Here is a 23297-nt window from a genome sequence, read left to right as displayed (position 1 = left end):
GACACATTATGCGGACGTAATTCGCGTGTCTGATATGTTGGTGATGTGAACACCACTTATCCGTCTACTTAGTAGATGCCAAAAAGAGCGTAACTTCATTTGAAGTTACGCTCTTTTTTTATTTAACTAAGTATAGTTCATCTTCAATTAAATCAAATGGTTTGTGGTGACGGTTTAAGTTCTTAACATCATCGTTTTCGATGAATTCAGCGTTGTCCCAGAATTGCTTAGAATCGGTGGCACCGTACTTTTCACCAATGATGATTAGTGGAATGTCCTTGCTAGATTCACGGATGGCTGATAGTAACTTCCAGTCAATATCGACACCATCAGGTGACCAGCACATGATGATGTAGTCGATGTCGTTCTTGTACTTATTGAATGCATCGATTGCGTCTAAGGATTCAACATCGGTAACTAAATGCTTTCCGGTTTCATTTTCCTTTTTCCATGCCAGGTTGTCGGTACAAATAACATCAGCGCCGTTTTCACGTAATCCCTTTGAGATGTATCCATTTCCGGCCATTACTTCAAGCGCCTTTTTACCCTTTAAGAACTTGGCGATATCATTGGTAAATGGGGCGGAGATGTATGCCCACATACCGTATTGTTCTTCGAGATAATCACGGAATTCGCGCAGGTCTTGATCTAGTTTAGGTAATTGATCGACAAATTGATTCCAGACGGCATCTCCCTTAGGATCGCCCATTGGGTATTTTTCGTTCACGTAGGAGAGGATGGTGTCTTGAATATCGTCAGGTAATAATAATACTGGTAAGTCCTGTGGTAATTGGTTTTGTTGCAATAAACGGTCCGCTTCTAAAACGTTATTGATTAAATATTTAATATCAGAAAAATCACTGAATAGGTCATAGTACTTCTTCATTCTTTCGATGTATGAAGGTTTACGGGTGATTTTTTTATTTTTCTTCATTTTCTTGAGTAGTTTCTTTTTATCCATTGTCTAACTCCCTTGAGATGGTTAATTATTATTTTATGGGAAAACCGATATGAATGCAAAAAGTGGGTATTATGTTATATCATGTAACATAATATGCCGTTATTTTGGATTTGAATTCAAATTAAAGACAATTAACCCTGTACTTATTTAATTTTAATGCTATAATATGTTACATGATATAACATTATAAGGAAATGAAGGTAGATATCGATGGATTTAGCAAGTACGGGATTTGTTTTTATTTCAAGTATTTTAGTTCTGTTTATGACACCAGGTCTAGCATTCTTCTATGGGGGACTAGTTTCAAAGAAAAACGTTGTTAACACTACCATGTCAGTTTTCATTATGACTGGACTAGCAGTTATTCTTTGGGTGGCTTTTGGTTACAGCCTATCATTCTCAGGTGATTTAGGCGGATTTATTGGAAATCTAGCTCATCCATTTATGAATGGAATTGATCTTACATCACTAACGCCAACTAAGATTCCAGTAAGCATTTACTCAATCTTTGAAATGATGTTTGCGGTTATTACACCAGCGCTATTCGTTGGTGCGATTGTTGGTCGTATTCGTTTCAAGTTCTTATTATGGTTTGTAATCCTATGGTCCATTATCATTTACTACCCAATGGTACACATGGTATGGACACCAACTGGATTCTTAGCAAAGCTAGGTACTTTAGACTTTGCTGGTGGAACTGTCGTACATATTAATGCAGGGGTTACTGCGTTGGTATTATCAATTTACTTAGGTAAGCGTCTAAACTTCGGTAAAGAAACTAAGCACTACAACCTTTCATGGGTATTACTAGGTACTACCATTCTTTGGATTGGTTGGTATGGTTTCAACGCCGGATCAGCTCTAGGTGTGAACAATGTTGCAATGCAAGCTACCATGACATCAACTGTTGCTGCCGCAACTTCAATGATGGTATGGATGCTATTAGACATGCACTTCGTTGGTAAGCCACAATTAGGTGGTATCTGTACTGGTACACTTTGTGGACTTGTTGGTATCACACCAGCAGCTGGTTTCGTAACTATTGCCGGTGCTTTTGTAATCGGTATCGTTGCTACGCTAGTAAGTTACTTCTACGTAAATGTCCTAAAGGCCAAGGTTGGTGCCGATGACACACTAGATGCCTTTGGTTGTCATGGTGTATCAGGAATGGTCGGAAGTATCATGACTGGTTTATTGGCTACAAAGACAGTAAACAGCTCAGTTGTAGATAACGGTCTATTATATGGGGGTGGTTTCAAGTTATTCCTAACTCAAATCATCGCTACATTAGTAACAGTCATCTTCGTTGCAGTTGCTTGTGCCATTATTATTTCACTACTAAAACTAGTAATGCCAATGCGTGTAACTGAAGAAGAAGAAAAGGCTGGACTAGATATCGTAGAACATGGTGAAGCTGCCGATTACATGGTTTCATATGGTGAAACTGGCAAGGATCACAGCAAGGATATCGAAGTTAACGCAGACGAGTTTAAGGGGCAAATTAACCACTTAGACAATCCAAATCTACCAAAAGATTAACTCTCATAAATAATAGATACAAAAAACTCCAGAAAATATTCTGGAGTTTTTTACATTTTATAATCATCAAAATTTAAATTAAGTTCTTCTTGGTATGCTTCTGGTTGTTCACCGTCTTCTAAGTATTGACTGTCCTTGCCATGAAGATAACCATTGATAAGTTGATATACTTCGTATCGATCTTGTTGATCCAAAGTGTGGTTACCAAAGGTTAGTTCATTTTTTTCCATCAAGACGCTACCTAGATTAAAATGTTCAACAGAAGTTCTTCCTGTCAAATAATCCATGCTGACGTTGAAGTACAATGCCAGTTTTTTGATTTCGACATAGGAAGGTGAACGAATCCCGCGTTCCCAATTACCAATTTGTGATGGGGTATTTTTGTGTTCATCTTCTGGAAATCTTTCGTTTAGATTGTTTGCAAGTTGGTTCATACTGATATGTTGCCCTTTACGAAGAGCTCTTAATCGAATCGGAAACATTTACAACACCTCTACGCATATTATAACCGAAAATGCGTCAAATTGGCGGGTAGTTGCTTTTTATTTATTTAAACTCTATACTCGAATTATTAAATACTGAAATGGAGAGCACTATCTTGAAAAAGAAAACCAAAATTTTATTAGCGACCGTGATTACTTTAATCGTATTAACGGTCGTTGGTTTTGTGAGTGCGGGGATGTACTTCTACAACGTCGCCGTGGTTCCTTCACACAAGACATTTTTAAGTAACGATAAAATTAAGAAGAATTCACCACTATATGCGGGTACCAAGTGGTACTACAACGTCAAAAAGATTCACTGGACCCAAAAGTCTGCGACCGGTAACTTAAAGCTGGTAGCTAACTACATTCCAGCCGATAAGAAGACCAACAAGACCGTAGTCATTGCTCACGGTTACATGGGAAGTAAGGAAAAGATGGCTCCTTATGCCTACATCTTCCATCAAATGGGTTACAACGTTTTAACTCCCGATGATAGAGGCCAAGGCCAAAGTGAGGGTAACTACGTTGGTTACGGTTGGCCTGATCGTTTAGATTACATTAAATGGATGAAAAAAGTCATCAAGTACCAAGGACCAAAGACAGAGATTGTGATGTTTGGTGTCAGCATGGGGGGAGCTACTACCATGATGGTATCAGGTGAAAAAGACGTTCCACACCAAGTTAAGGCATTTATTGAAGACTGTGGTTACACCAGTGTTTCTGATGAAATTAACTATGAAGCCGGTCAACTTTACCACATGCCAGCATTTCCACGTTGGCCGTTGGTTCCAATTCTAAGTGGAATTACCCACATTAGAGCCGGATACAGCATGTACGAAGCTTCGTCACTAAATCAAGTGAAGAAGAACCATCGTCCAATGCTATTCATCCATGGAGCTGACGATGAGTTTGTACCAACTCGCATGGTTTACCCACTATACAAGGCTAGTAAGGGACCAAAACAACTACTAGTTGTTAAAAATGCAGCCCATGCAGCTTCATATGAAACTAATCCAAAGTTGTATGTTGATACAATTAAGGGATTTTTGAACAAATATTTTAAATAATATTAAGGGCGTTAGATGTTGAATCTAGCGCCTTTTTCGTAATTTTAAAAACTTTCAGTGTATCAAATAGGGGGTTAAATGTTATTATAGATAGTGTGTAATAACACCATCAAACAATACGTTTAATATTCGTTAAAAAAATAACTAAAAAATCAGAAAGGAGGACGCTTTTTGATTGAACTAGCCGCATTAGTATTTTTAATCGCTGGTGCTTTATTAGGTTTTTGGGTTAGTGATATGCGCATCAAGGGTCAAGTTGACGCTGCCAAAAGTAAGGCTGCACAACATCTTCAAAAGACCGCTGATGAGACTGCCATCAAGGCTAAGCAAATCATTGCCGATGACAAAGAAGACATCATGCAATATCAAAAGATTGCTGACGATGAAATTGAGTCTCAAAAAGAAGAAAACATCACTCGTGAAAACCGTTTGAACCAACACGAAAAGTACTTGGAACAAATGAAGAACCGCCTAACTAAATATACTAATGATTTAAATGAACGCAGCGATGAACAAGCTAAGGTCCAAGATGATATCGATGACGTCATGCACCAAGCCGAAGACATTTGGCAACAACGTGAATTGACGCTTCAATCAATCAGTCATATCGACAAGAACTACGCTCGTCATGCTGTGTTGAATCATACCGAAAACGCTCTTCGTCGTGAAAAAGACATCGAAGTTAAGTACAACTTGTCCGAAAGCAAGGTTGCCGCTAACAAGATTGCTAATGACTTAGTAATCGAAGCCATTCAAAGAGGCCCTAGGGATGAACCTAGAAGTCACATTGAAAGAAACATCGCCTTGCCAAGTAGCGACATCAAATCCAAGTTAATTGGTAAGGATGAACAACATGTTCGTCTACTACAAACACTAACTGGAACTGATTTAATCTTTGATGAAGACTACCCATTATTACTTCACATTGTTACTCATGATCCAATTAGAAGAGAAATTGCTCGTACAACCATTGAAAGCTTAATCATTTCTCGTCACTTTACCAACAGCAACATCGAGTATCTGGTTAATACAACTACCCAAAAGGTTAACGCGGCTTTACGTGAAACTGGTGAAACAGTCGTTCACTCATTACACGTTGGACGTGTTCATCCTGACTTGATGAAAATTATTGGTAAGTTGAAGTTTAGAACTAGTTATGGTCAAAACGTTTTATACCACTCAATTGAAACTGCTCAATTGACCGGTGCTTTGGCTGCCGAATTAGGTTTGAATACCCAATTAGCCAAGCGCGCTGGATTACTTCACGATATTGGTAAAGCCATTGACCACGAAGTTGGTGGTACCCACGTTGAACTAGGGGTGAAACTAACTGAGGCCTTTGGTGAAAATGAAGTCGTAGTTAACTCAATTGCTTCTCACCACGGTGACGTTGAACCAACTGACCCAATCGCCATTCTAGTTGCCACTGCCGACGCCATTTCCGGTGCTCGTCCGGGAGCTAGAAGTGAATCAATTGAAGAATACGTCAGTCGTTTACGTAACCTAGAAAACATTGCTAACCAACACAAGGGTGTTCGTGATAGTTATGCAATCCAAGCTGGACGTGAAATCAGAATTATTGTAAATCCTGAAATGCTAAATGATGATAACAGTAAGTTATTGACTAAGCACGTTAAGGATCAAATTCAAGATGAATTGACTTATCCAGGTAAGATTAAGGTTACCACCATTCGTGAACTAAAAGCTGTTCAATACGTTGGTAAGAATAAGAAACGCAATCATAATACAGTTAAGGAAGCTTAATGCTATTATTGTTAAACTAAAAAGAGTCCCAAAACATGAAGTTTTGGGACTCTTTTTTATGGTCTGTAGATGACCTTGAAGTTATGATTGTTTTCTGCCTTAATGGTCTTGTGTTCTCTTAAGTAATCAGCAATTAATTGGCTCATCATACGATCATCAGATTTGATAATCTTATCTTGAGAGAACATTTGGTAGTTTCCACCACCGACGGCACGATAGATGTTTAACACGATTTTTAATTCGGCATCGTCATCAATTGGCTTGCCATGGTAGGTTAAGTCTTCGATGCGATGACCAACTGGTTTAGCGACGTTAATCACGTAGTCGACACCTTCATACATATCGTAGTTATAGTGTTTTAGCTTAGGGAAGATGTAGTCATGGTTCACACCAATCTTACCGTTTTGATAATCAAAGTACTTCGCGCTAGTTTCCATGGCTGCCTTTAATTCGGCACCGGTAATCTTTAGCACGGATAGACTGTTAGGGTAAACGTAGTTAGTGATGATATTTCTCATTGTAATCGGATTTTCAAAACCGTGAGCTTCATCATTAAATAGGGCGGTTGCCGAAATATCGACTCCCATAGTTTGCATCTGAATGTTTTGAATGAACTGGATGAAACTAGTCTTGTGTAGACGGGCTTCAAAGGCGTTATCAAAGTCCATTGAACCCTCGATATGAGCCATTGGTTCATCTAACCACTTGTTGATTTGTTCTTGAATGTCGTTCAACTTATCGGCGATTTCATGATCAACAGGGTACTTCTTAGTCGGAATTAATTCAGATTCACTTGATTGCACAAAGTATTTACCGTTGTCATCTTGTTGAACATCTAATTCAATGTGACCGATGTATTGGCCTCGATGACCTGGTTGAATGATTGGCACACCCAATAGGTGACCGGCAATCTTTCTGTGTTGGTGACCGGTGATAATGGCATCGACACCTTTAACGTGCGCTAGGATGTCGTATGTTTCGTTTTCACCGTTTAAGACTTCGGTTGGGACACCTTCTTCATCTCGTTCGATTCCGCCATGATAAACGATGACGTTTAAATCGGTTTTTTCGGCTATTTCAGGGATGTATTTGGCTGCGGTGTCCTTGGCAGAAAGAAAGGTTAGACCGGCTAAATGGGAGTTCTTTTCCCATTTAGTGGTGCCTTGGGTGGTTAGACCTAAGAATCCGACTTTCACACCATTAATATCTTTAATTTCATATGGGTTACCAAATGGGTGGTTACCGTCTTGATCGATAATGTTGGCACAAAGAAAATGGCGAGTGCTCTCATTTATGGTGTTGTGTAAGTATGATAGTCCGTAATTAAACTCATGATTTCCTAATACTCCAAAGTCGTAATTAACGACATTAAACACTTCGTCAATTTGTTTTGGGGCAGATTGTTTTTTGATTTCAGCAATGTAATAGGCCAATGCTGAACCTTGCAAGAAATCTCCGTTATCGATAGATACGACGTTATCCAGCTTTGTTCTAAGATCCTTGATTGCTGTAGCGCAACGAAGCACCCCAAAGGGTTTATCGTCCTTTAAGTTCACATAGTTAGTGGGGAACAAAAAGCCGTGCGTATCACTTGTCTCTAAAAGATTTATTTTCATCGTGCCACCCCCGTTTTAAATTGTTATGATTCTTCCGTTTCTTTTGTTGTGTATATTTTATCACTTTTTTAAAAATGGAAAATTAAGATTTGATTAACATTTACCTTTTCTTAATAAAAATTTAAATTGATTTATCTTATAGGTATGTTAAGATAATTACAGTTAATTGTATTTACATTTAGTAAGTGCTACTAACCTAACCATAATTGTTTTTATAAAAATTAAGCGATTAAGGGGTGATATAAATGTTGAATCTTTACGTAGCACCAAGTAGTGCATCCAGTCGTAAAGCCAGAGCCTGGTTAAAAGGCCACGATATTGCTTTCCGCGAAAGAAATATCAATTCTAACCCATTGAATGCGGACGAAGTAAAACAAATCTTACGTCTTACTGAAAATGGGAGCGAGGACATCATTTCAACAAGATCCAAAATTTTCAAGAAGCTAAACATCGATTTTGATAGCTTGTCACTATCAGATTTGGTAGATTTAGTTGTCAAGTATCCAGACCTTATCAAACGTCCTATTGTGTTTGATGACAAACGTTTGGAAGTTGGGTACAATGAGGAAGAAATTCGTCGTTTCTTACCCCGTTCCATTCGTGAAACTGAACTAAAAGAATTAGAATCACAGTTGGAAGCTTAATATTTTAGAGTGACGGCATTACTTTGTAATGTCGTTTTTTTATTCACTCAAAAGGAGTCACATTATGATAAAAATGATTGCACTGGACTTAGACAATACACTATTGAATTCAGCAAAAGAAATTAGTGATGAAAATGTTTCAACACTACAAAAATTACATAAAAAAGGAATCGCCGTTGTCCTATGTACCGGTCGTCCTATTAATGCGGTTTGGCCATATGTAAAACAACTGGGGCTAACTGAAGAAAATGACTACACGATCACTTTCAACGGCGGCATGGTAATTAGAAACCATGATCAAAAGGTGCTAAATCAAAAGGGACTAACCTTAGATGACTTTTCATTGATTCATCAATACGCATTGGATAACGATTTACCATTGGACATCTTAGACTTTGAAAAGGTTTATGAATTAACCGACTTGGTCAAATCAACCTATAAGGAAGTCTTGAATTCACCACTTGAATTCGTTCCAATTGATTTCAAGAAATTAGATGATAAACCATACAGTAAGGCTATCATGTCAGAACAAATTGCGACATTGGATAATGCGCGTGCTAATTTCCCTTCAGAAATTACTGACCATTATAAAATCGTCCGTTCTCAGCCCAAAATCATGGAATTTTTGCCATTAAACATGAGTAAGGCTACGGGTTTAAATATCTTGTTAAAGCACTTAGACATGGATTTTTCCAACCTGATGGCATTTGGTGATGCGGAAAATGATTACGAAATGATTGAAGCTGCCAATGTCGGGGTTGCGATGGGTAACGCCTCCGATGAAATTAAGTCGATTGCCACAGATGTGACCGTCGATCATGATGACGATGGGGTCGCAGTATTCTTACACAAATACTTTAATGAATAAATAAAAAAGGACTTAAACGAGAAGTTTAAGTCCTTTTTGTTTACTTGTTGTTTGCGAATAAGTAGTTCAAGTATTCCATAAATGTCTTTAGGTAACGCTTTTCATCTACTTGGATAGCAACACTTGCAGTAGGATTTGGATCGTCTAGGTGAGCAGTATCACCGGTAGTACGTCCGTAGTTTAATTCACCAGTGTGAACCAATAGGTCTAAGTCCAATGTTTGAACGAAGCTTGGGTCACAAGCAACACCAACGGCTAATGGGTCGTGTAGTGAACAACCACCTAGGTGTGGGTACATTTCAGCGTAAATATCGATGTAGTAGTCAACGATATCAGCGAACTTTTCACCAGCCACAGTACCTAAGTCACGCCATTGTTGAGTTTCTTTTTTAGTTAGAAGAGTTCTTAATGTAACGTCTAGACCAACCATAGTATCGTGTAGTGGGCTTCTGAATACTTCGTTTGCAGCAGTTGCATCTTGGTTGATGTTTGCTTCAGCGGCATCAGAAACGTTACCAGGAACAGTCAAAGCACCACCCATTAGAGTAACGTTACCGATTAAGTCGGCAATTGATGGGTCCTTACGTAGTGCTAAGGCTAGGTTGGTAAGTGGACCAGTAGGGATGATTGTTAAATCTTTACCGTACTTGTGAGCGGCTTCGATGATGAAGTCGACACCAGATTGTTCTTCCACTTGGCGGCTACTTGCTGGTAATTCAACTTCACCAACACCGTTAACACCATGAATATGAGCTGAAACTTCCATTACTTCGAAACTGTCAGTTTCTAGTGAATGTGGTTCACCTTCAAATACTGGTACGTCAGTAGCACCTAATAGGTCTAGAATTTCTAGTGAGTTCTTAGCGGCTTGTTCTACCAATACGTTTCCGTATGAGTTAACAACACCTACTAAATCGGCGTTAGGGGCAGCGACAGCGTAGGCGATAGCCATTGCGTCATCTACACCTGTATCAACGTCTAAGATAATTTTTTGCTTTGCCATAATGAAAAACCCTCCCAATATTAATTCCCCTCACGGATCTTTGTCCGTGAACATTTTTCATTAACTTTAATTATATGGGCTTTTCGTCCAAAATAAAAGGGGATACTAAGAAGTTTTTAAGGAAATGATATATAAATACGAACAAATTTAACAAAAATTAGAAATTTGTTAATAAAAAATCTCGACTTCTAAACGAAATCGAGATTTGGTTGCTAGTTTCTAAATAGGAATTCAGCAATTGTTTTATCCAATGTTGGGTTTTCGTGTAACATTGAATGTTCAGCAGAAATTGGATCTCCACGGTATAGGTAGAATTGGTAGCTCTTAACGTAAGGCTTAACTAGTTTACCCATTGGTTTAACGATATCAACGGCTTCTTCACCATCGGTACCAACGTTGTAAATTTCACCAGCGATGTTAAAAATCTTTAGGTTACGTGGTAAGTTCTTAGCACGTTTGTCTCCAGCTGGGTAGTCGTTGGCGATACTTACGAACTTGTTAATCTTAGGAGCGTTCTTTTGGTTAGGGTTTCTAACCATGTATTCGTAGGCGATTTGACCACCTGATGAATGTCCTAAGAAGTTAACTGATTTAATGTGATAAGTCTTGTATAGGTAAGTCATCACGTTTTTCATTTGTTTAGCTTCTTTGATTGGATGAGTGTTGTCTTCAAAGATTAATTGAACTAATGGGTTGTCAGCTGAAATCTTCTTGACATATTTCTTCATGGTAGTAACCTTACCCTTACTAGAAATATGAATACGAAGAGCACGCTTAGCAATGCCATGATCGTTGAATTGATTAATGAAGTCATCGGTTGAAACGGCGTTACCACCATAACCGGGGATGAAGATAGTTGCAGTTCTTGTCTTATCTACCTTCACATCATTTAGGACACGACCTCTGAAAATCCATGAGGTAGTGATGAATAGGGCAATTGCTTCAATAATCAAAACAATCCCAATGATAATTTTTCTGCGTTTGCTGTGCATAATTGTTCTTCCTTTGCTAAAGTATAATTATAAGATACATAATATATTAAATAACACCAAAATAAAAGGAGTTAAAATAAAATGTCAGATGAAATCTATGATATTACGATAATCGGAGGAGGTCCCGTTGGAATGTTTGCCGGTTTTTATGCCGGACTACGTACCGCCAAATTCCAAATCATCGAAAGTCTTTCAGAACTAGGGGGACAAGTAAATGCATTATATCCAGAAAAAACGATTCTAGATATCCCAGCCTATCCTGCGATTTCAGGTCGTGATTTAGTGGCTAACTTGAAGAAACAACTTGCCACCATGGATGGTGACATTAAGTTGAATCAAACAGTAGTCAACGTTGAGAAAGACGACGACGTTTTCAAGGTTACCACAAATAAGGGAATTACCAAAACTAAAGCCATCGTTGTGGCGGTTGGTAACGGAGCATTTAACCCACGTAAACTAAGCGCTGATGGTGTCGAAACAATCTCAGACCAACAACTAGTATACACCGCTTCGGACCTAGATGCCTTTAAAAATAAAAAAGTTTTAGTCGCAGGTGGTGGTGATTCAGCAATCGATCAAGCATTAATGCTAGAAGATATTGCCGATGAAGTCTACTTGTTGCACCGTAGAAACGAGTTTAGAGGACTAGAACACACCGTTAACTTATTGAAGCAATCAAGCGTCAAACTAGTTACTCCTTACTTGATTAAGTCATTAGAAAACGTGGACAACAACCAAGTTAGAGTCCACGCTAAGAAGATGAAGACAGATGATGAATTCATCGATATTGATGTTGATAAGATTCTGGTAAATTACGGCTTCATTTCTAATAATAAAGACATGCAAGGCTGGAATGTAGATATCGAAGAAGACCACCATGCCACAAAGGTTGATGGCAATCTTCAAACTAATATCAAAAACATTTACGCCGTGGGTGATCAAGCTAAATACGATGGTAAACAAACTATCATCGCGACTGGATTCGGTGAAGTTCCAATCACAATCAATGCGATTATGAACGACCTATACCCAGGAAATCGAGCACCAATTCACAGTACTCAATTATCATAAAAAACTATTTTTTCTTAGCATCCTTTGATGGGGTGCTATTTTTTTTGACCGTCTTTTCAAGACTTTGAACTTCTTTAGTCAAAGCTTCGATTTGTTTGGTTAATTGATCGATTTTATCGTCTGTTTCGTCCTTATCTCCATGGGTGAAGAAGTCGGTAATAGTAGATGTCAACAAACCAATAAAACCAATTCCACCGAACATTAGGAATGCGGCAATTAGTTTACCACCAGCGGTTTGCGGCGAAATATCACCATAACCAACGGTAGTGGCGGTTGTAATTGCCCACCATAATGAGGTGGATAAATCATGTTGTTCGAAGTGTGAGTAAATCAACGCACTGAAGATTAAAATCACGATACTGATTGAGAATAGGTAGATAAAACCAGTGTCGTAAATGAAACGGTGAATTCCACCAGTCACTTTACCGTCCCAACCAAACTTCCAGAATAGGTTGTAGTGACGGACGATTCTAATCACACGGTATAGACGAAATACGACGAAAATCGGATGGGCTGGAATTAGTGAAATCAAGTCCAACGATGTTTCTAATAAGAATTGCTTGTGGTTCTTGGCCAATAGAAAGCCGGATATGTAATCAATAATGTAAAAGATCCAGATACCATAGTAGATATTCCCTAAAACACCATGGTAGATGTTGATGACGCCAAAGTAGTCTAGACCAACCATCACAACGGATGCAACGGCGATGAAAATAATAAACAGACTATAAATCAATTCGACGGTTTTATTTTTAAATTGTTTCATTATTTCAACTCACTTTTTCTCTATCTCTTAATCCAATTATAATCATTTTACCTTTAAGTTAGTTTAAAGCAAATAAAAAACGACCAATCTTTCGATTGGTCGTTTTCTTTTAGTTATCTTCGTTATTGTTCTTGGAGATCCGAGATGATCCACCTGAATGGTTTAATTCTGGTGCATCAGTCTTGTATAGGGATTGAGTAGATTTCTTCTTAAGTTTGTCGTACAAACTAGTAGACTTCTTACCTAATTCCGTTTCAGCTCCAAGTTCCTTTTGAAAGCCATTTTGGTAATTGTAATCCTTAGGATTTACTGGAGTGAAACCGCTAGGGGTGTAGAAACGAAGTAAGTTTTGTTCGTTTAGTTCATCAGAGAATGATAACTCGGTGTTAACGCGAGCTTGCATCTTATTGAAGACTTTTCTTTGATGAGGGGTAGGGTGAATTACCTTACCGGTCTTGTTGCTATAAATAGTACCACTGATTGAAGTGTACTTAGTACTTACCCAATCACGGTTTCTAAATGCAACGATAGTATCATGTTTCTTGGAGAATAAATCGGTCCCGAATTGAATGTATTGTTTGGTGTTGACACCCAAAAGGTGAAGTAGAGTAGGTAAAACATCAATTTCACCACCGTAGGTATTGTCAATGTATCCCTTTTTCATGCCAGGAATGTTAAACATCAATGGAACACGTTGAAGTTGAGCGTTATCAAAGTCGGTCCAGTCATTAGGGTTCTTACCCAATGCTCTGGCAAGACTTAAGTTTTCAGAGTTAGAAATACCATAGTGATCCCCATATAGCATGATGATTGATTTATTCAACAATCCTGATTTTTGTAGGTATGCGTAAAACTCTTGGATGGCTTGATCTAGGTAATGAGCAGTCTTGAAGTAGTTATCAACCTTGGTGTCACCTGTGTTAGTAGTCTTAAAGTTACTATCTTCGCTTTCGATTGAGTAAGGGAAGTGGTTAGTAACAGTGATGTACTTAGCGTAGAAAGGTTGTTGTAATCTCTCAAGGTATTTAACGGAATCTCTGAATAATAGTTTATCCTTCAAACCGTAACCAAGTGCTTTATCGCCGGAAGTATCGTAGTAACTTTCGTCAAAGAAGTATTGGTAACCCATGTTCTTGTAAACATTGTTTCGGTTCCAGAAACTAGCAACGTTTCCGTGGAATACCGCTGAAGTGTATCCCTTATCTTGTTTCAAAATAGCAGGAGCTGCTTGGAAGACGTTGTCGCTTCCAAATTGGGTAAACATTGACCCTTGAGGTAATCCATAGGTACTTGTTTCTAGCATGTTTTCAGCATCAGATGTCTTTCCTTGTCCCACTTGATGGAAGAAATTAGAAAAGGCAATCGTCGACTTACTATGGTAGAGACTGTTCAAGAATGGAGTTACTTCTTGTCCGTTGACCTTCTTATCGATTAGGAATTGTTGGAAACTTTCTAAGTGAATGATGATTACGTTTTTACCCTTGGCTAAACCAAACATGGATCTTTCAGGAGCAGTGTAATGCTTGTTGATGAACTTTCTAACGTCATTCATTTCTGACTTGGTAGCCATTGCACGCAAGTCCTTAGTGTGTTGAGTTGAGATGGCGTCATAGACTGTAAATGAATCGACACCAAGATACTTAACGATGTATGTACGGTCGAAAGTTCTAGTTAGAAGTTGTGGTCTGGCCATTTCACCAAATGATAGGTTGGCGGTGAAGATTAACACAGCAACCGAAGTAATGGCGAATGCACCCTTACCACCGAACTTTTTGTTATCGATGCGAATTACTCTAAATAATAGTAGAAGTAATACTAAAACGATATCTAACCAGTAGAAGACATCATGTGGCATGGTAAGTGCTAGTGATGATCCGCTAAGTCCTTGGTTAACCTTTGAGTAACCGGTCATGGTACTTACTGTCATGAAGTCGGTAAATTCACGGTAATAAATAACGTTCAAATATAGTAGTAAAGTGTTTAACCCATCAATCAATAGAATGATAGGGTAAAACAATCGACTTGATTTAATGTACATTGCAAGTCCAAACAATAGCATGGTCGTTGCGATTGGATTAATGAATGCTATGAAGTATTCAAACGGGTTTGCAAGTCCTAGTTGGAAATCAGTGAAATATGCGTATATAGTTTTAGCCCAAAATAAAACAACTAGTAGAATGAAGAATCCTAACCTAGTGGACATTTTAGAGCGCAGATAATTTATCGCTTTCAAAATGAAGAGCTCCTTTGATATAATTCATATTTAATATTAACAGACCGAAGTCAAAAAGGCATGTTTTTTTCGTATCATAAAACCATCACCACAATATGTGGCGAAATAAAAAATGGTAATCACCATATATAGTTGCAAAATTATACAAATGTTGTAAAATAAAGTTAAATCAGTAGGAGGATGACGGCATTGCTAAAAGGTAATACTAAAAAATTAAATGTTCAGTTAAGTGATGGACAAATAATTGAATTCATGCCAGAGATGGTCCATAGCGACTTGCTAGCTTTGACTAGTAACCAAGAGATTATCAATCGTACTGAAAGATTAATCTTAGTCCAATTGAGTTCCTACACTATCATTAAACTACACGAACTACAAATGATAATTTATAAGACGCTAGATAAATTGCGCTACCACAAGATTGCGTCTAAATACTATAATACTGAATTAAGTTAGGCAGAATGTTGTCTAACTTTTTTTATTAGTGATATTCTATTATAATCAGATTAGAAAGGGGATGGATGTTATCACTTTTAATCTATACGTTGTCCGTCACGGACAAACATACTTTAACGTTTACAATCGATTACAAGGGTGGAGTGATGCACCTTTGACAGATAAGGGCATATCAGGTGCTGAGAAAACTGCAGAGAAATTGGCTAATATGCATTTCACAGCTGCATACTGTAGCGATACTACCAGAGCTATGAAAACTGCTAAGATTATTTTGGATAAAAACACCGCTGATTCAGTCAAAGAACCAACTGTATCTAGTTATCTTAGAGGAGAATTTTATGGTTATTATGAAGGAAGCGATTTAGAGCAATCATGGTATGCAGCTGGTGCTCCACACGGATTACCAACATTTAAGGATATCGTATCTAAGTATTCTTTGGGGAAGGCTATGGACTTTTTAAAGGAAGCCGATCCTTTCCACCAAGCTGAAAGTAACGAAGAATACTGGAAACGTTGGGATCAAGGATTAGACCTAATCAGAAAAGATAAGAACATTCATGATGGAGATGATGTTCTGCTAATCAGTCATGCCAATGCTGTATTGGGGTTGGTCGAACGTTTTGGTGAAGGCAAGTACGATGTCACCGAACCACCTGCCAATGGTAGCCTTACTAAGCTAGAAGTAAGCGATGATCAAGTCAAGGTTACAGATTATAACGTTCAATAAAAGAACATAAAAAAAGACGATTACGTTTAGTAATCGTCTTTTTTGGATTTTAAGAGATAGGATTAAGCTACTCGACCGTAAGCTACTACGTGCCACCATGGAGCATGGATGCTTTCACGGATAACACCACGGTTTTGAGCGTCAATCATCTTACCGCCACCGATGTACATACCAACGTGGTAAATACTATTCTTAGAAGAACCGATAAATACTAAATCACCCTTTTTAAGATGTTTTTTAGCAACCTTTTTTGAGTAGTGGTATTGTTGTTGCGCAGTTCTAGGTAAGTTAACACCTAGACCGTGTCTGTATATGTATTTTGTAAAACCAGAACAGTCAAAAGTACGTGAACCTTCTGAACCGTAAACGTAACGGTCACCTAGTTTTGACTTAGCAACACGGTATACTGAAGTAAATTGGTTATTAGTATCAGCATGGGCAGTGTTGTTGTTACTTGCAGTAGCACCTGCAAACAGTAGTGAAGTAAACGCGGCTGCGGTTATAGCAATTTTAGTAATCATTTTTTTCATCTCTCAAAATCCTCTCTCTTATAAAAAATCTCTCTCGTTTTTTCTCTATCTCAATATATTTCATATGATAAGGGATTAATATTTCAAGAATGTAACAAAGTAGTTTCAAATTAATTAAAACTTTCCAATTTTAATGTAATCTTTATAATTTTAGTGTTTAATATTTACTGTACCCAATTAAAGTAATGAAAGGGTTCCAAATTTGTGGTAAATTTATTATGTAGATTACACGAAAGGAACCGTTGAAATGTCGGGCTTAAAGAAATTATTTCCCGAAAAAATAGATTTAAATCGTCTAATTTTTAAAATCGGGGAAGTCAGCAAAATGATGGACGTGTCAACACGTCAGCTTCGTTACTGGGAACAAAAAGGTTACATTACCTCAATTAGAGACGATAAGAGTAGATCTCGTGTTTTTAATATGGAAAATTTAAATAAAGTAACATTAATTAAGCATTACTTGGATAAGGGATTCACCCTTACAGCTGCAAACGCGACAGCTTCTGAAAACATCGCTAAGATGCGCTATCTAAGAAGGTTTATGATGAATGCCTTCGAAGATGTTGAGACAATCGATGGGCAACCAGTTGTCAACTTGGGTTACTTTAATGAAGAAAAAACTTCCATATTATATGCCTCAGTTGATGAGAATGACGAAATAAAATATCGTGTTGTCGATATAAAAAAGAAGGATAAATGATGAGAAAAAAGAAAATGAGTTTAACCAAGAAGATTGTCTGGTTAGTTGTAATTGTGATTGTATTATTTGGTGGATACAAGGTTGCAAAACAAGTTCACAGTACAATCCGAGAAAACCAAATTCAAAAATCTGATCAACAAAGAATTGAAGAAGCACAAGAGCAAGCGGCAAAGAAGCGCCATGAGTTTGCTGAAATAATCGCCAAACCAGCTGTTCAAGTATGGAACAAACAACACGTTGTGTTACCAAGTGTTGTGATTGCCCAAGCTATCCAAGAATCTAACTGGGGTCAATCAGAGCTATACAAGAAGGCATACAATATCTTTGGTGTAAAAGGAACATACAAAGGGCAATCAATCCAATATTACACTGACGAATACGTAAGTAACGACACTCCAGTCGGTAAGGGTGTTAAGGTGGTTCGTGAAGGTGACAAGAAGAAGATTTCAATTCCTGCTACTTTCAGAAAGTACCCAAGCGTCTACGATGCAGTTGAAAACCACAGTACTGTGACAGCACTTAACTTCATTAAGCAAAAGAACGTTATGAGCTATGAACAACAAGCTAAGATGCTACAAAAGAACGGTTACGCAACCGATCCTAATTATGCCAAGAACTTAATTGCTTTAATCAAACAATACAATTTAGCTAAGTACGACGATCAAATTAGTAAATAAAAAATTTAATAGTTAAAACTATATTTTCAAAAATTTATCTTATATAATAGTAGAAAAATAGAAGAGGAGACTTTAGGTGATACCATTATTAAGTAAATTATATGGTCCGTTTTTCGATTTGAATAACTGGCATAACGTAATTTTTTCGGAGGATGCATGGATTGTTATTTTATCCTTAGTATTAATCGAATGTTTGCTGTCAGTTGATAATGCGGTGGTGTTAGCCACGCAGGCTCAAGCTTTACCAACTAAGAAGGAACAAGAAGAATCATTATTCTATGGTCTTTGGGGTTCTTATATCTTTAGATTTATCATTATTGGATTAGGGGTATTCCTAATTCATATCTGGGAATTAAAGGTTGTTGGTGGATTATATCTTTTCTACTTAGTCTATGCGCACTTTGCTCATTCCGACAAACAGAAAAAATCCATGTTCAAACAATCTGCCAACCAATCTAACCGTAAACGTTTTTGGATGACAGTATTACAAATTGAATTTATGGATATTGTCTTCTCCGTTGATTCCGTACTAGCTGCTTTAGCAATTTCTGAAAATCCAGTAATTGTTTTAATGGGTGGTTTAATCGGAATCCTATGTATGAGAGGAATCGCCGAAGTTATCATGTTAGTGATGAAGAAGGTCCCAGAGTTAAAGACAATGGCATACTTCTTAATCGCAGTGATTGCTTTGAAGCTAATCCTTTCAATTCCAATGATTGATATTGAAATTGAACCACTTCACTTTGGTTTAATCGTATTGGTTACATTCATCGTAACCTTCATCATTCATTTTATTCGCAAATCAAAGAGGTAATCTAATGGCAACAACAATTACAAGGGAAAACCTTGCACAAGAAACAGATAACAAGATGACCGTCATTGACTTCTGGGCACCATGGTGTGGTCCTTGTAAAATTATGGATCCAGTGCTTGAAGCAATGGAAGAAGAATTCGGTGACCGCATTCACTTTGGCAAGATGAACGTCGACAATAATGAAGACGTGGCAAAACAATACAAGGTGATGGGATTACCAAGCATCGTTTTATTTAAAAATGGTAAGGCAGTCGAAAAGGTAACTGGAGTATATCCAAAAGAAAAAATGGCGCATTATCTAAACCGTAAACTAGAAGAAATGTAAATTTTAGTTGACGGATTAAATCTGTAGTGCTAATCTTAATTTAATCAAATAAAGCAAAACAATTATTCCAAACTAAGTAACGAATTAGCTGGGTGTCAGGAAGTCGGTGGTTGCTGCGAACCGATCAGGCTAATCTCGATGAAATACATTGGATAGTGTCTACCCAAGAACGGTAACTAGAGCCGTTATTTCTAGAGAGTGAGTGACCGCTACGTGTGGTTACTAATTTGGGTGGTACCACGGTAAAAATAATAATAAGTCGTCCCTGTTGTTTTAGACAACAGGGACTTTTTTTATGGAAAGAAGACGAACAGATGAGAATTGCTAACTGCGGAGGATTAATCCGATATCAAAATGAATAAAAGACTACATATATTATAGAAAAAAAATTACGTTATTTTGAGGAGAGATATTATGCAAGAAGAAAAGAAACCGACAGTCAGTCTGGCTGAGGGAATTATTATTTTAATTGTAATGATGGCAATTATGTCATTCGGTGTTATTGGTTTAGGGATTTCACCAGAAGTGCCAATCCTAACAGGAATTATGCTTTTGGTATTCTGGGGTCGTTTTAAAGGTTTCAAATGGGATGACATCGATGAAGGATTCGTCACTGGAATCAAAAATGGAATTGTTCCATTATTTATCTTCCTATTAATTGGTTCATTAATTGGTGTTTGGATTGCCTCAGGTGTTATTCCTTCACTAATGGTTTTTGGTTTCCACTTGATTAACATCAATTGGTTCTTACCATCAATCTTTCTAGTTTGTGCGCTAGTTGGTACATTCATCGGTAGTGCATTCACCGTTATCTCTACTTTAGGGATTGCCTTTATGGGAATCGGTATCACAATGGGTATGAACCCAGCCATGATTGCCGGTGCCGTTATCTCAGGTGCTGTCTTCGGTGATAAGTCATCACCACTATCAGCAACTGTTAACCTAGCCGCTGCTGTATCAGGTGCCGACTTGATTGCTCATATCAAGAACTTGATGTGGTCAACCATTCCTGCCATGATTGGTTCATTCATCATCTTCGTGTTCTTAAACCACAGTGATGGTAAAGCCAACCTAGCAAACGTCGACAAGACAGTTAACGTATTGAACAGCAACTTCCACATTTCATTTCTAGCAATTATTCCAATCGCACTACTACTTATCTGTGCATGGAGTCATATTCCAACAATTCCGACATTATTCATTAACATCATTGTTTCAATCGGATTGATGGGAATTCAAGATCACAAGATTTCACTACTAAAGATTAACGACCTAATCACTAGTGGTTTCGTATCAAAGACTGGTAACAAGTCTGTTGACCTGCTTCTATCAAGAGGGGGTATCAGTTCAATGATGGGTACACTAGCATTGATCATGATTGCCTTGGCCTTTGGTGGCCTATTGATGCACCTAGGTATCATCGATGCCGTTGTGCAACCACTTACTAAGCATCTAAACAGTGATGCTAAGTTAATCATCGCCGTAATCTTCACTGCCATCGGGGTAAACGTCTTCGTTGGTGAACAATTTCTATCAGAAATCCTACCTGCAAACGCATTTAAGAAGGTCTTCCACCAAGCTGGATTAGCACCAGTTGCACTAAGTCGTGCGATTGAAGATGGTGGTACCGTAATTAACTACTTGATTCCATGGGGTGTTGCCGGAGCATTTATCTCAGCAACATTGGGTGTGCCAGCAAGTCACTTTGCACCATTCCTATTCCTAAGTATCTTGTCACCAGTGTTCTCAATTCTAAGTGCAGTCACAGGAATTGCTATTAAACACGATAAAGATTAACTAATGCTTAGAATAATTTAATACTATTAAGAAAAAGTTAAAAAGCCTATCATAAAGCGATTTGTGGTAGGTTTTTTGTTTGTGATTTTTACGTTGCACATCACTTTAAATGAAACATATTTGAGTAGTTTTGAAAAAAATTCGAAATTTTTTTGCGAAAATTGATCAAAAAATGCCTATATATTGTACACGATTATTAAAACTAGAAAGCCGTGTTATTAGTCATTGTGTTCATTTATATTTCAATACGTTACAGTAATGTTACTATATTACAAAATAAAGAACGAACGTAACGTTTATGTAACGCTCATGTAATATTAAGTAGATAGAATATGCATTCGTTGTTGAAAGACAACAAACGCAATTTTTTATTCTTTAATTTTATATAGGAGTGTTTCAGTTATTAGATATAAATTTCATGTTTTATTTCTTGTAATCGCAATCTCGTTCGCGGGATTACTTTCTATTTACCGAAATGCTACTGTAGATACCAACGCGAATACAGTAGTGACTGTGAAGTCTGGCGATACACTAGAAAACTTGTCAGATAAGTACAATGTTTTCATGTCTGTTTTAGAGCATGCTAATGGCAAGTATAGTGATGATGATTTATTAGCTGGCGATCAAATCGTGATTCCAGATAATAATAATGATGCAAAAGACGATAAGAAGGTTCAAAAGCAACACTCGACTAAGTCAAACAAACATCATTCTACTTCTAAGAAACAAAATCAATCACAAACCAGTGCTCAATCAGAATGGAACAAAGCAAATGCCGAAGCAAAGGCATGGATTTCTTTCCATGAGTCTACTAATTCATACACCGCACAAAACGGTCGTTACTATGGTAGATATCAATTAGATAGTAGTTACCTTAACGGTGATTACTCACCAGCTAATCAAGAACGTGTCGCAGAACAATATGTTGCTAACCGATATGGTTCTTGGGTAAACGCCAAACAACATTGGGTTTCCAATAACTGGTATTAAAAAGAGACGTTGAAAGTTTTACTTTCAACGCCTTTTTTTTATCCATTTTTTGATCAATTTGAGATTTGCAAGGCTTTTTTCAAAATTTTTTAGCACTTTTTTGGCCAGATTAGAAACAATTTTAGAATAATTTAAGCTGTATGTAACGTTCAAAAAGGCTCAACCATGGGGAATATGTTGCTTTTGATGTCATATTGTTACAGCGTAACGACAATGTTACGAAAAAGCCAAATCTTTTAACGTGCATGATATAGGCATGTAATGGATACGATGTAGTATATATCACAGTTAATCAAATCGATTAACACTTTCGACGATACAGAAATACAGAATTATAGATTTTTTATAGGAGTGAATTATTATCGTTAAATTAAATAGTATGAAGTCAATGTTATTTGCTACTGCCGCAGTAGCTGGATTATTTGTAGCTGGTGGCGCAAGTGCTAACGCAGATCAAACTGCTAACGCATCTGCACAACAACCACAACAACAAGCTAAGGCAACAGTTAAGAAGACTGTGACTGTTCAAAGTGGTGATACTCTATGGGGATTATCACAAAAATACAACGTTTCATTAAGTTCACTTAGAGCAGTTAACGACCGTGTTAACACAGATTTAATCTACGTAGGTGAAAAACTAACTTTACCTTCAAGTGCAACTGTATCTACTGATCAAAAGACTGTTGCTTCAGCAACAACTAACCAAAGTACTACTAACCAACAATCAGTAGCTCAAACTCAACAACAAGCACAACCTCAAGTGCAACAACAAACACAAAGCACAACCAACTACAGTCAACCACAAGCTCAAACACAAAGCACAACTAACTACAGCCAATCACAAAGCTCAAGCTACACTGGCTCAAGCAGTTCTGCTAAAGCTTGGATTGCTAACCGTGAATCTGGTGGTTCATACACTGCCTCAAACGGTCAATACTATGGTAAGTACCAACTAGGTGCTGCTATGCTACACGGTGACTACTCAGCTGCTAACCAAGAAAGAGTTGCTGACCAATATGTTGCTGCCCGTTACGGTTCATGGGATAACGCTAAGTCATTCTGGTTACAACACGGTTGGTACTAAGATCTTAGCCGGTTTATTCAATCGATATTTATATCTACAAAAAGACGCCTCTATAGGCGTCTTTTTTTATTTGATATTTCTTCACCAATTTTTACAAGTTCGTACCATGAAATGATGGTTAATATAATTAATGGCAACTCAATACAGTATATGAATGCTAAAATAATATTGGCATTGCTAAAACTAAC

General features: G+C 37.6%; 23 protein-coding genes. 15 read left to right on the top strand and 8 right to left on the bottom strand.

The window, feature by feature from the left end; translation table 11 throughout:
* Nucleotides 1-118: 118 nt before the first annotated feature.
* Nucleotides 119-961, bottom strand: coding sequence for a class I SAM-dependent methyltransferase (locus KTJ72_RS04945; RefSeq protein ID WP_217304255.1), 843 nt, complete (start codon nucleotides 959-961; stop codon nucleotides 119-121).
* Nucleotides 962-1171: 210 nt separating this feature from the next.
* Between KTJ72_RS04945 and KTJ72_RS04940 the strand changes: the two genes are divergently transcribed.
* The gene (locus KTJ72_RS04940; RefSeq protein ID WP_217304254.1) at nucleotides 1172-2500 is read left to right on the top strand and encodes an ammonium transporter; all 1329 of its coding nucleotides are present in this window, start codon (nucleotides 1172-1174) and stop codon (nucleotides 2498-2500) included.
* A gap of 50 nt (nucleotides 2501-2550) precedes the next feature.
* Here the strand turns inward: KTJ72_RS04940 and KTJ72_RS04935 are convergent, their stop codons facing one another.
* Nucleotides 2551-2982 (bottom strand): helix-turn-helix domain-containing protein, encoded by a 432-nt coding sequence (locus KTJ72_RS04935; RefSeq protein ID WP_217304253.1) that lies wholly within the window; start codon nucleotides 2980-2982, stop codon nucleotides 2551-2553.
* Between the two features lie 116 nt (nucleotides 2983-3098).
* On the opposite strand from KTJ72_RS04935, the gene KTJ72_RS04930 reads away from it, so the two are divergent.
* The gene (locus tag KTJ72_RS04930; RefSeq protein WP_249419565.1) at nucleotides 3099-4052 is read left to right on the top strand and encodes an alpha/beta hydrolase; all 954 of its coding nucleotides are present in this window, start codon (nucleotides 3099-3101) and stop codon (nucleotides 4050-4052) included.
* A gap of 171 nt (nucleotides 4053-4223) precedes the next feature.
* Nucleotides 4224-5816: a ribonuclease Y gene (rny, locus tag KTJ72_RS04925; RefSeq protein WP_217304251.1), complete on the top strand. Its 1593-nt coding sequence runs from the start codon at nucleotides 4224-4226 to the stop codon at nucleotides 5814-5816.
* Nucleotides 5817-5872: 56 nt separating this feature from the next.
* On the opposite strand, the gene KTJ72_RS04920 is transcribed toward rny, so the two are convergent.
* Nucleotides 5873-7432: a bifunctional metallophosphatase/5'-nucleotidase gene (locus KTJ72_RS04920; protein WP_217304250.1), complete on the bottom strand. Its 1560-nt coding sequence runs from the start codon at nucleotides 7430-7432 to the stop codon at nucleotides 5873-5875.
* Nucleotides 7433-7677: 245 nt separating this feature from the next.
* Between KTJ72_RS04920 and spx the strand changes: the two genes are divergently transcribed.
* Nucleotides 7678-8076 (top strand): transcriptional regulator Spx, encoded by a 399-nt coding sequence (spx, locus tag KTJ72_RS04915; protein ID WP_034534086.1) that lies wholly within the window; start codon nucleotides 7678-7680, stop codon nucleotides 8074-8076.
* Between the two features lie 64 nt (nucleotides 8077-8140).
* Complete coding sequence (locus KTJ72_RS04910) at nucleotides 8141-8944, top strand: Cof-type HAD-IIB family hydrolase (RefSeq protein ID WP_217304249.1); 804 nt, start codon at nucleotides 8141-8143, stop codon at nucleotides 8942-8944.
* A gap of 40 nt (nucleotides 8945-8984) precedes the next feature.
* On the opposite strand, the gene KTJ72_RS04905 is transcribed toward KTJ72_RS04910, so the two are convergent.
* Together KTJ72_RS04905 and KTJ72_RS04900 are read right to left on the bottom strand one after the other, a co-directional pair.
* Nucleotides 8985-9947 (bottom strand): nucleoside hydrolase, encoded by a 963-nt coding sequence (locus KTJ72_RS04905; protein ID WP_041152831.1) that lies wholly within the window; start codon nucleotides 9945-9947, stop codon nucleotides 8985-8987.
* A gap of 212 nt (nucleotides 9948-10159) precedes the next feature.
* On the bottom strand, nucleotides 10160-10939 hold the full coding sequence (locus tag KTJ72_RS04900; RefSeq protein WP_051592184.1) for an alpha/beta hydrolase: 780 nt from the start codon (nucleotides 10937-10939) through the stop codon (nucleotides 10160-10162).
* A gap of 81 nt (nucleotides 10940-11020) precedes the next feature.
* Here KTJ72_RS04900 and KTJ72_RS04895 point away from each other — a divergent pair, with 81 nt between their 5' ends.
* Nucleotides 11021-12010, top strand: a complete 990-nt coding sequence (locus KTJ72_RS04895) for an NAD(P)/FAD-dependent oxidoreductase (protein ID WP_041152830.1) — start codon at nucleotides 11021-11023, stop codon at nucleotides 12008-12010.
* A 4-nt stretch (nucleotides 12011-12014) separates the two neighbouring features.
* On the opposite strand, the gene KTJ72_RS04890 is transcribed toward KTJ72_RS04895, so the two are convergent.
* Both KTJ72_RS04890 and KTJ72_RS04885 read right to left on the bottom strand, forming a co-directional pair.
* Nucleotides 12015-12776: a potassium channel family protein gene (locus KTJ72_RS04890; RefSeq protein ID WP_217304248.1), complete on the bottom strand. Its 762-nt coding sequence runs from the start codon at nucleotides 12774-12776 to the stop codon at nucleotides 12015-12017.
* 109 nt (nucleotides 12777-12885) lie between these two features.
* Nucleotides 12886-14979: an LTA synthase family protein gene (locus KTJ72_RS04885; RefSeq protein ID WP_217304247.1), complete on the bottom strand. Its 2094-nt coding sequence runs from the start codon at nucleotides 14977-14979 to the stop codon at nucleotides 12886-12888.
* A 219-nt stretch (nucleotides 14980-15198) separates the two neighbouring features.
* On the opposite strand from KTJ72_RS04885, the gene KTJ72_RS04880 reads away from it, so the two are divergent.
* Together KTJ72_RS04880 and KTJ72_RS04875 are read left to right on the top strand one after the other, a co-directional pair.
* Complete coding sequence (locus KTJ72_RS04880) at nucleotides 15199-15465, top strand: hypothetical protein (protein WP_034530962.1); 267 nt, start codon at nucleotides 15199-15201, stop codon at nucleotides 15463-15465.
* 61 nt (nucleotides 15466-15526) lie between these two features.
* The gene (locus KTJ72_RS04875; RefSeq protein WP_217304246.1) at nucleotides 15527-16192 is read left to right on the top strand and encodes a histidine phosphatase family protein; all 666 of its coding nucleotides are present in this window, start codon (nucleotides 15527-15529) and stop codon (nucleotides 16190-16192) included.
* 62 nt (nucleotides 16193-16254) lie between these two features.
* Here the strand turns inward: KTJ72_RS04875 and KTJ72_RS04870 are convergent, their stop codons facing one another.
* Nucleotides 16255-16722, bottom strand: a complete 468-nt coding sequence (locus KTJ72_RS04870) for a C40 family peptidase (protein WP_057197381.1) — start codon at nucleotides 16720-16722, stop codon at nucleotides 16255-16257.
* 247 nt (nucleotides 16723-16969) lie between these two features.
* On the opposite strand from KTJ72_RS04870, the gene KTJ72_RS04865 reads away from it, so the two are divergent.
* The 7 genes from KTJ72_RS04865 to apf (KTJ72_RS04835) all read left to right on the top strand — a co-directional run bounded on the left by KTJ72_RS04865 (nucleotide 16970) and on the right by apf (KTJ72_RS04835) (nucleotide 23109).
* Nucleotides 16970-17422, top strand: coding sequence for a MerR family transcriptional regulator (locus KTJ72_RS04865; RefSeq protein ID WP_258924614.1), 453 nt, complete (start codon nucleotides 16970-16972; stop codon nucleotides 17420-17422).
* Nucleotides 17422-18099: a glycoside hydrolase family 73 protein gene (locus KTJ72_RS04860; protein ID WP_217304244.1), complete on the top strand. Its 678-nt coding sequence runs from the start codon at nucleotides 17422-17424 to the stop codon at nucleotides 18097-18099. Before KTJ72_RS04865 ends, KTJ72_RS04860 begins: the two co-directional genes overlap by 1 nt.
* Before the next feature lie 79 nt (nucleotides 18100-18178).
* Nucleotides 18179-18913 (top strand): DUF475 domain-containing protein, encoded by a 735-nt coding sequence (locus KTJ72_RS04855; protein ID WP_217304303.1) that lies wholly within the window; start codon nucleotides 18179-18181, stop codon nucleotides 18911-18913.
* 4 nt (nucleotides 18914-18917) lie between these two features.
* The gene (gene trxA, locus KTJ72_RS04850) at nucleotides 18918-19238 is read left to right on the top strand and encodes a thioredoxin (protein WP_041152823.1); all 321 of its coding nucleotides are present in this window, start codon (nucleotides 18918-18920) and stop codon (nucleotides 19236-19238) included.
* Nucleotides 19239-19652: 414 nt separating this feature from the next.
* Nucleotides 19653-21035 carry a Na+/H+ antiporter NhaC gene (gene nhaC, locus KTJ72_RS04845; protein ID WP_217304243.1) on the top strand — a complete coding sequence of 461 codons (1383 nt, stop codon included), beginning with the start codon at nucleotides 19653-19655 and terminating at the stop codon, nucleotides 21033-21035.
* 363 nt (nucleotides 21036-21398) lie between these two features.
* The gene (gene apf / locus KTJ72_RS04840; protein WP_080768522.1) at nucleotides 21399-22025 is read left to right on the top strand and encodes an aggregation-promoting factor; all 627 of its coding nucleotides are present in this window, start codon (nucleotides 21399-21401) and stop codon (nucleotides 22023-22025) included.
* Between the two features lie 379 nt (nucleotides 22026-22404).
* Nucleotides 22405-23109 (top strand): aggregation-promoting factor, encoded by a 705-nt coding sequence (apf, locus tag KTJ72_RS04835; protein ID WP_232347954.1) that lies wholly within the window; start codon nucleotides 22405-22407, stop codon nucleotides 23107-23109.
* Nucleotides 23110-23297: the final 188 nt, after the last annotated feature.

Source organism: Apilactobacillus waqarii, assembly GCF_019061205.1.
GTDB classification, from domain to species: Bacteria; Bacillota; Bacilli; order Lactobacillales; family Lactobacillaceae; genus Apilactobacillus; species Apilactobacillus waqarii.
This window is presented reverse-complemented; position numbering and strand designations above follow the sequence as displayed.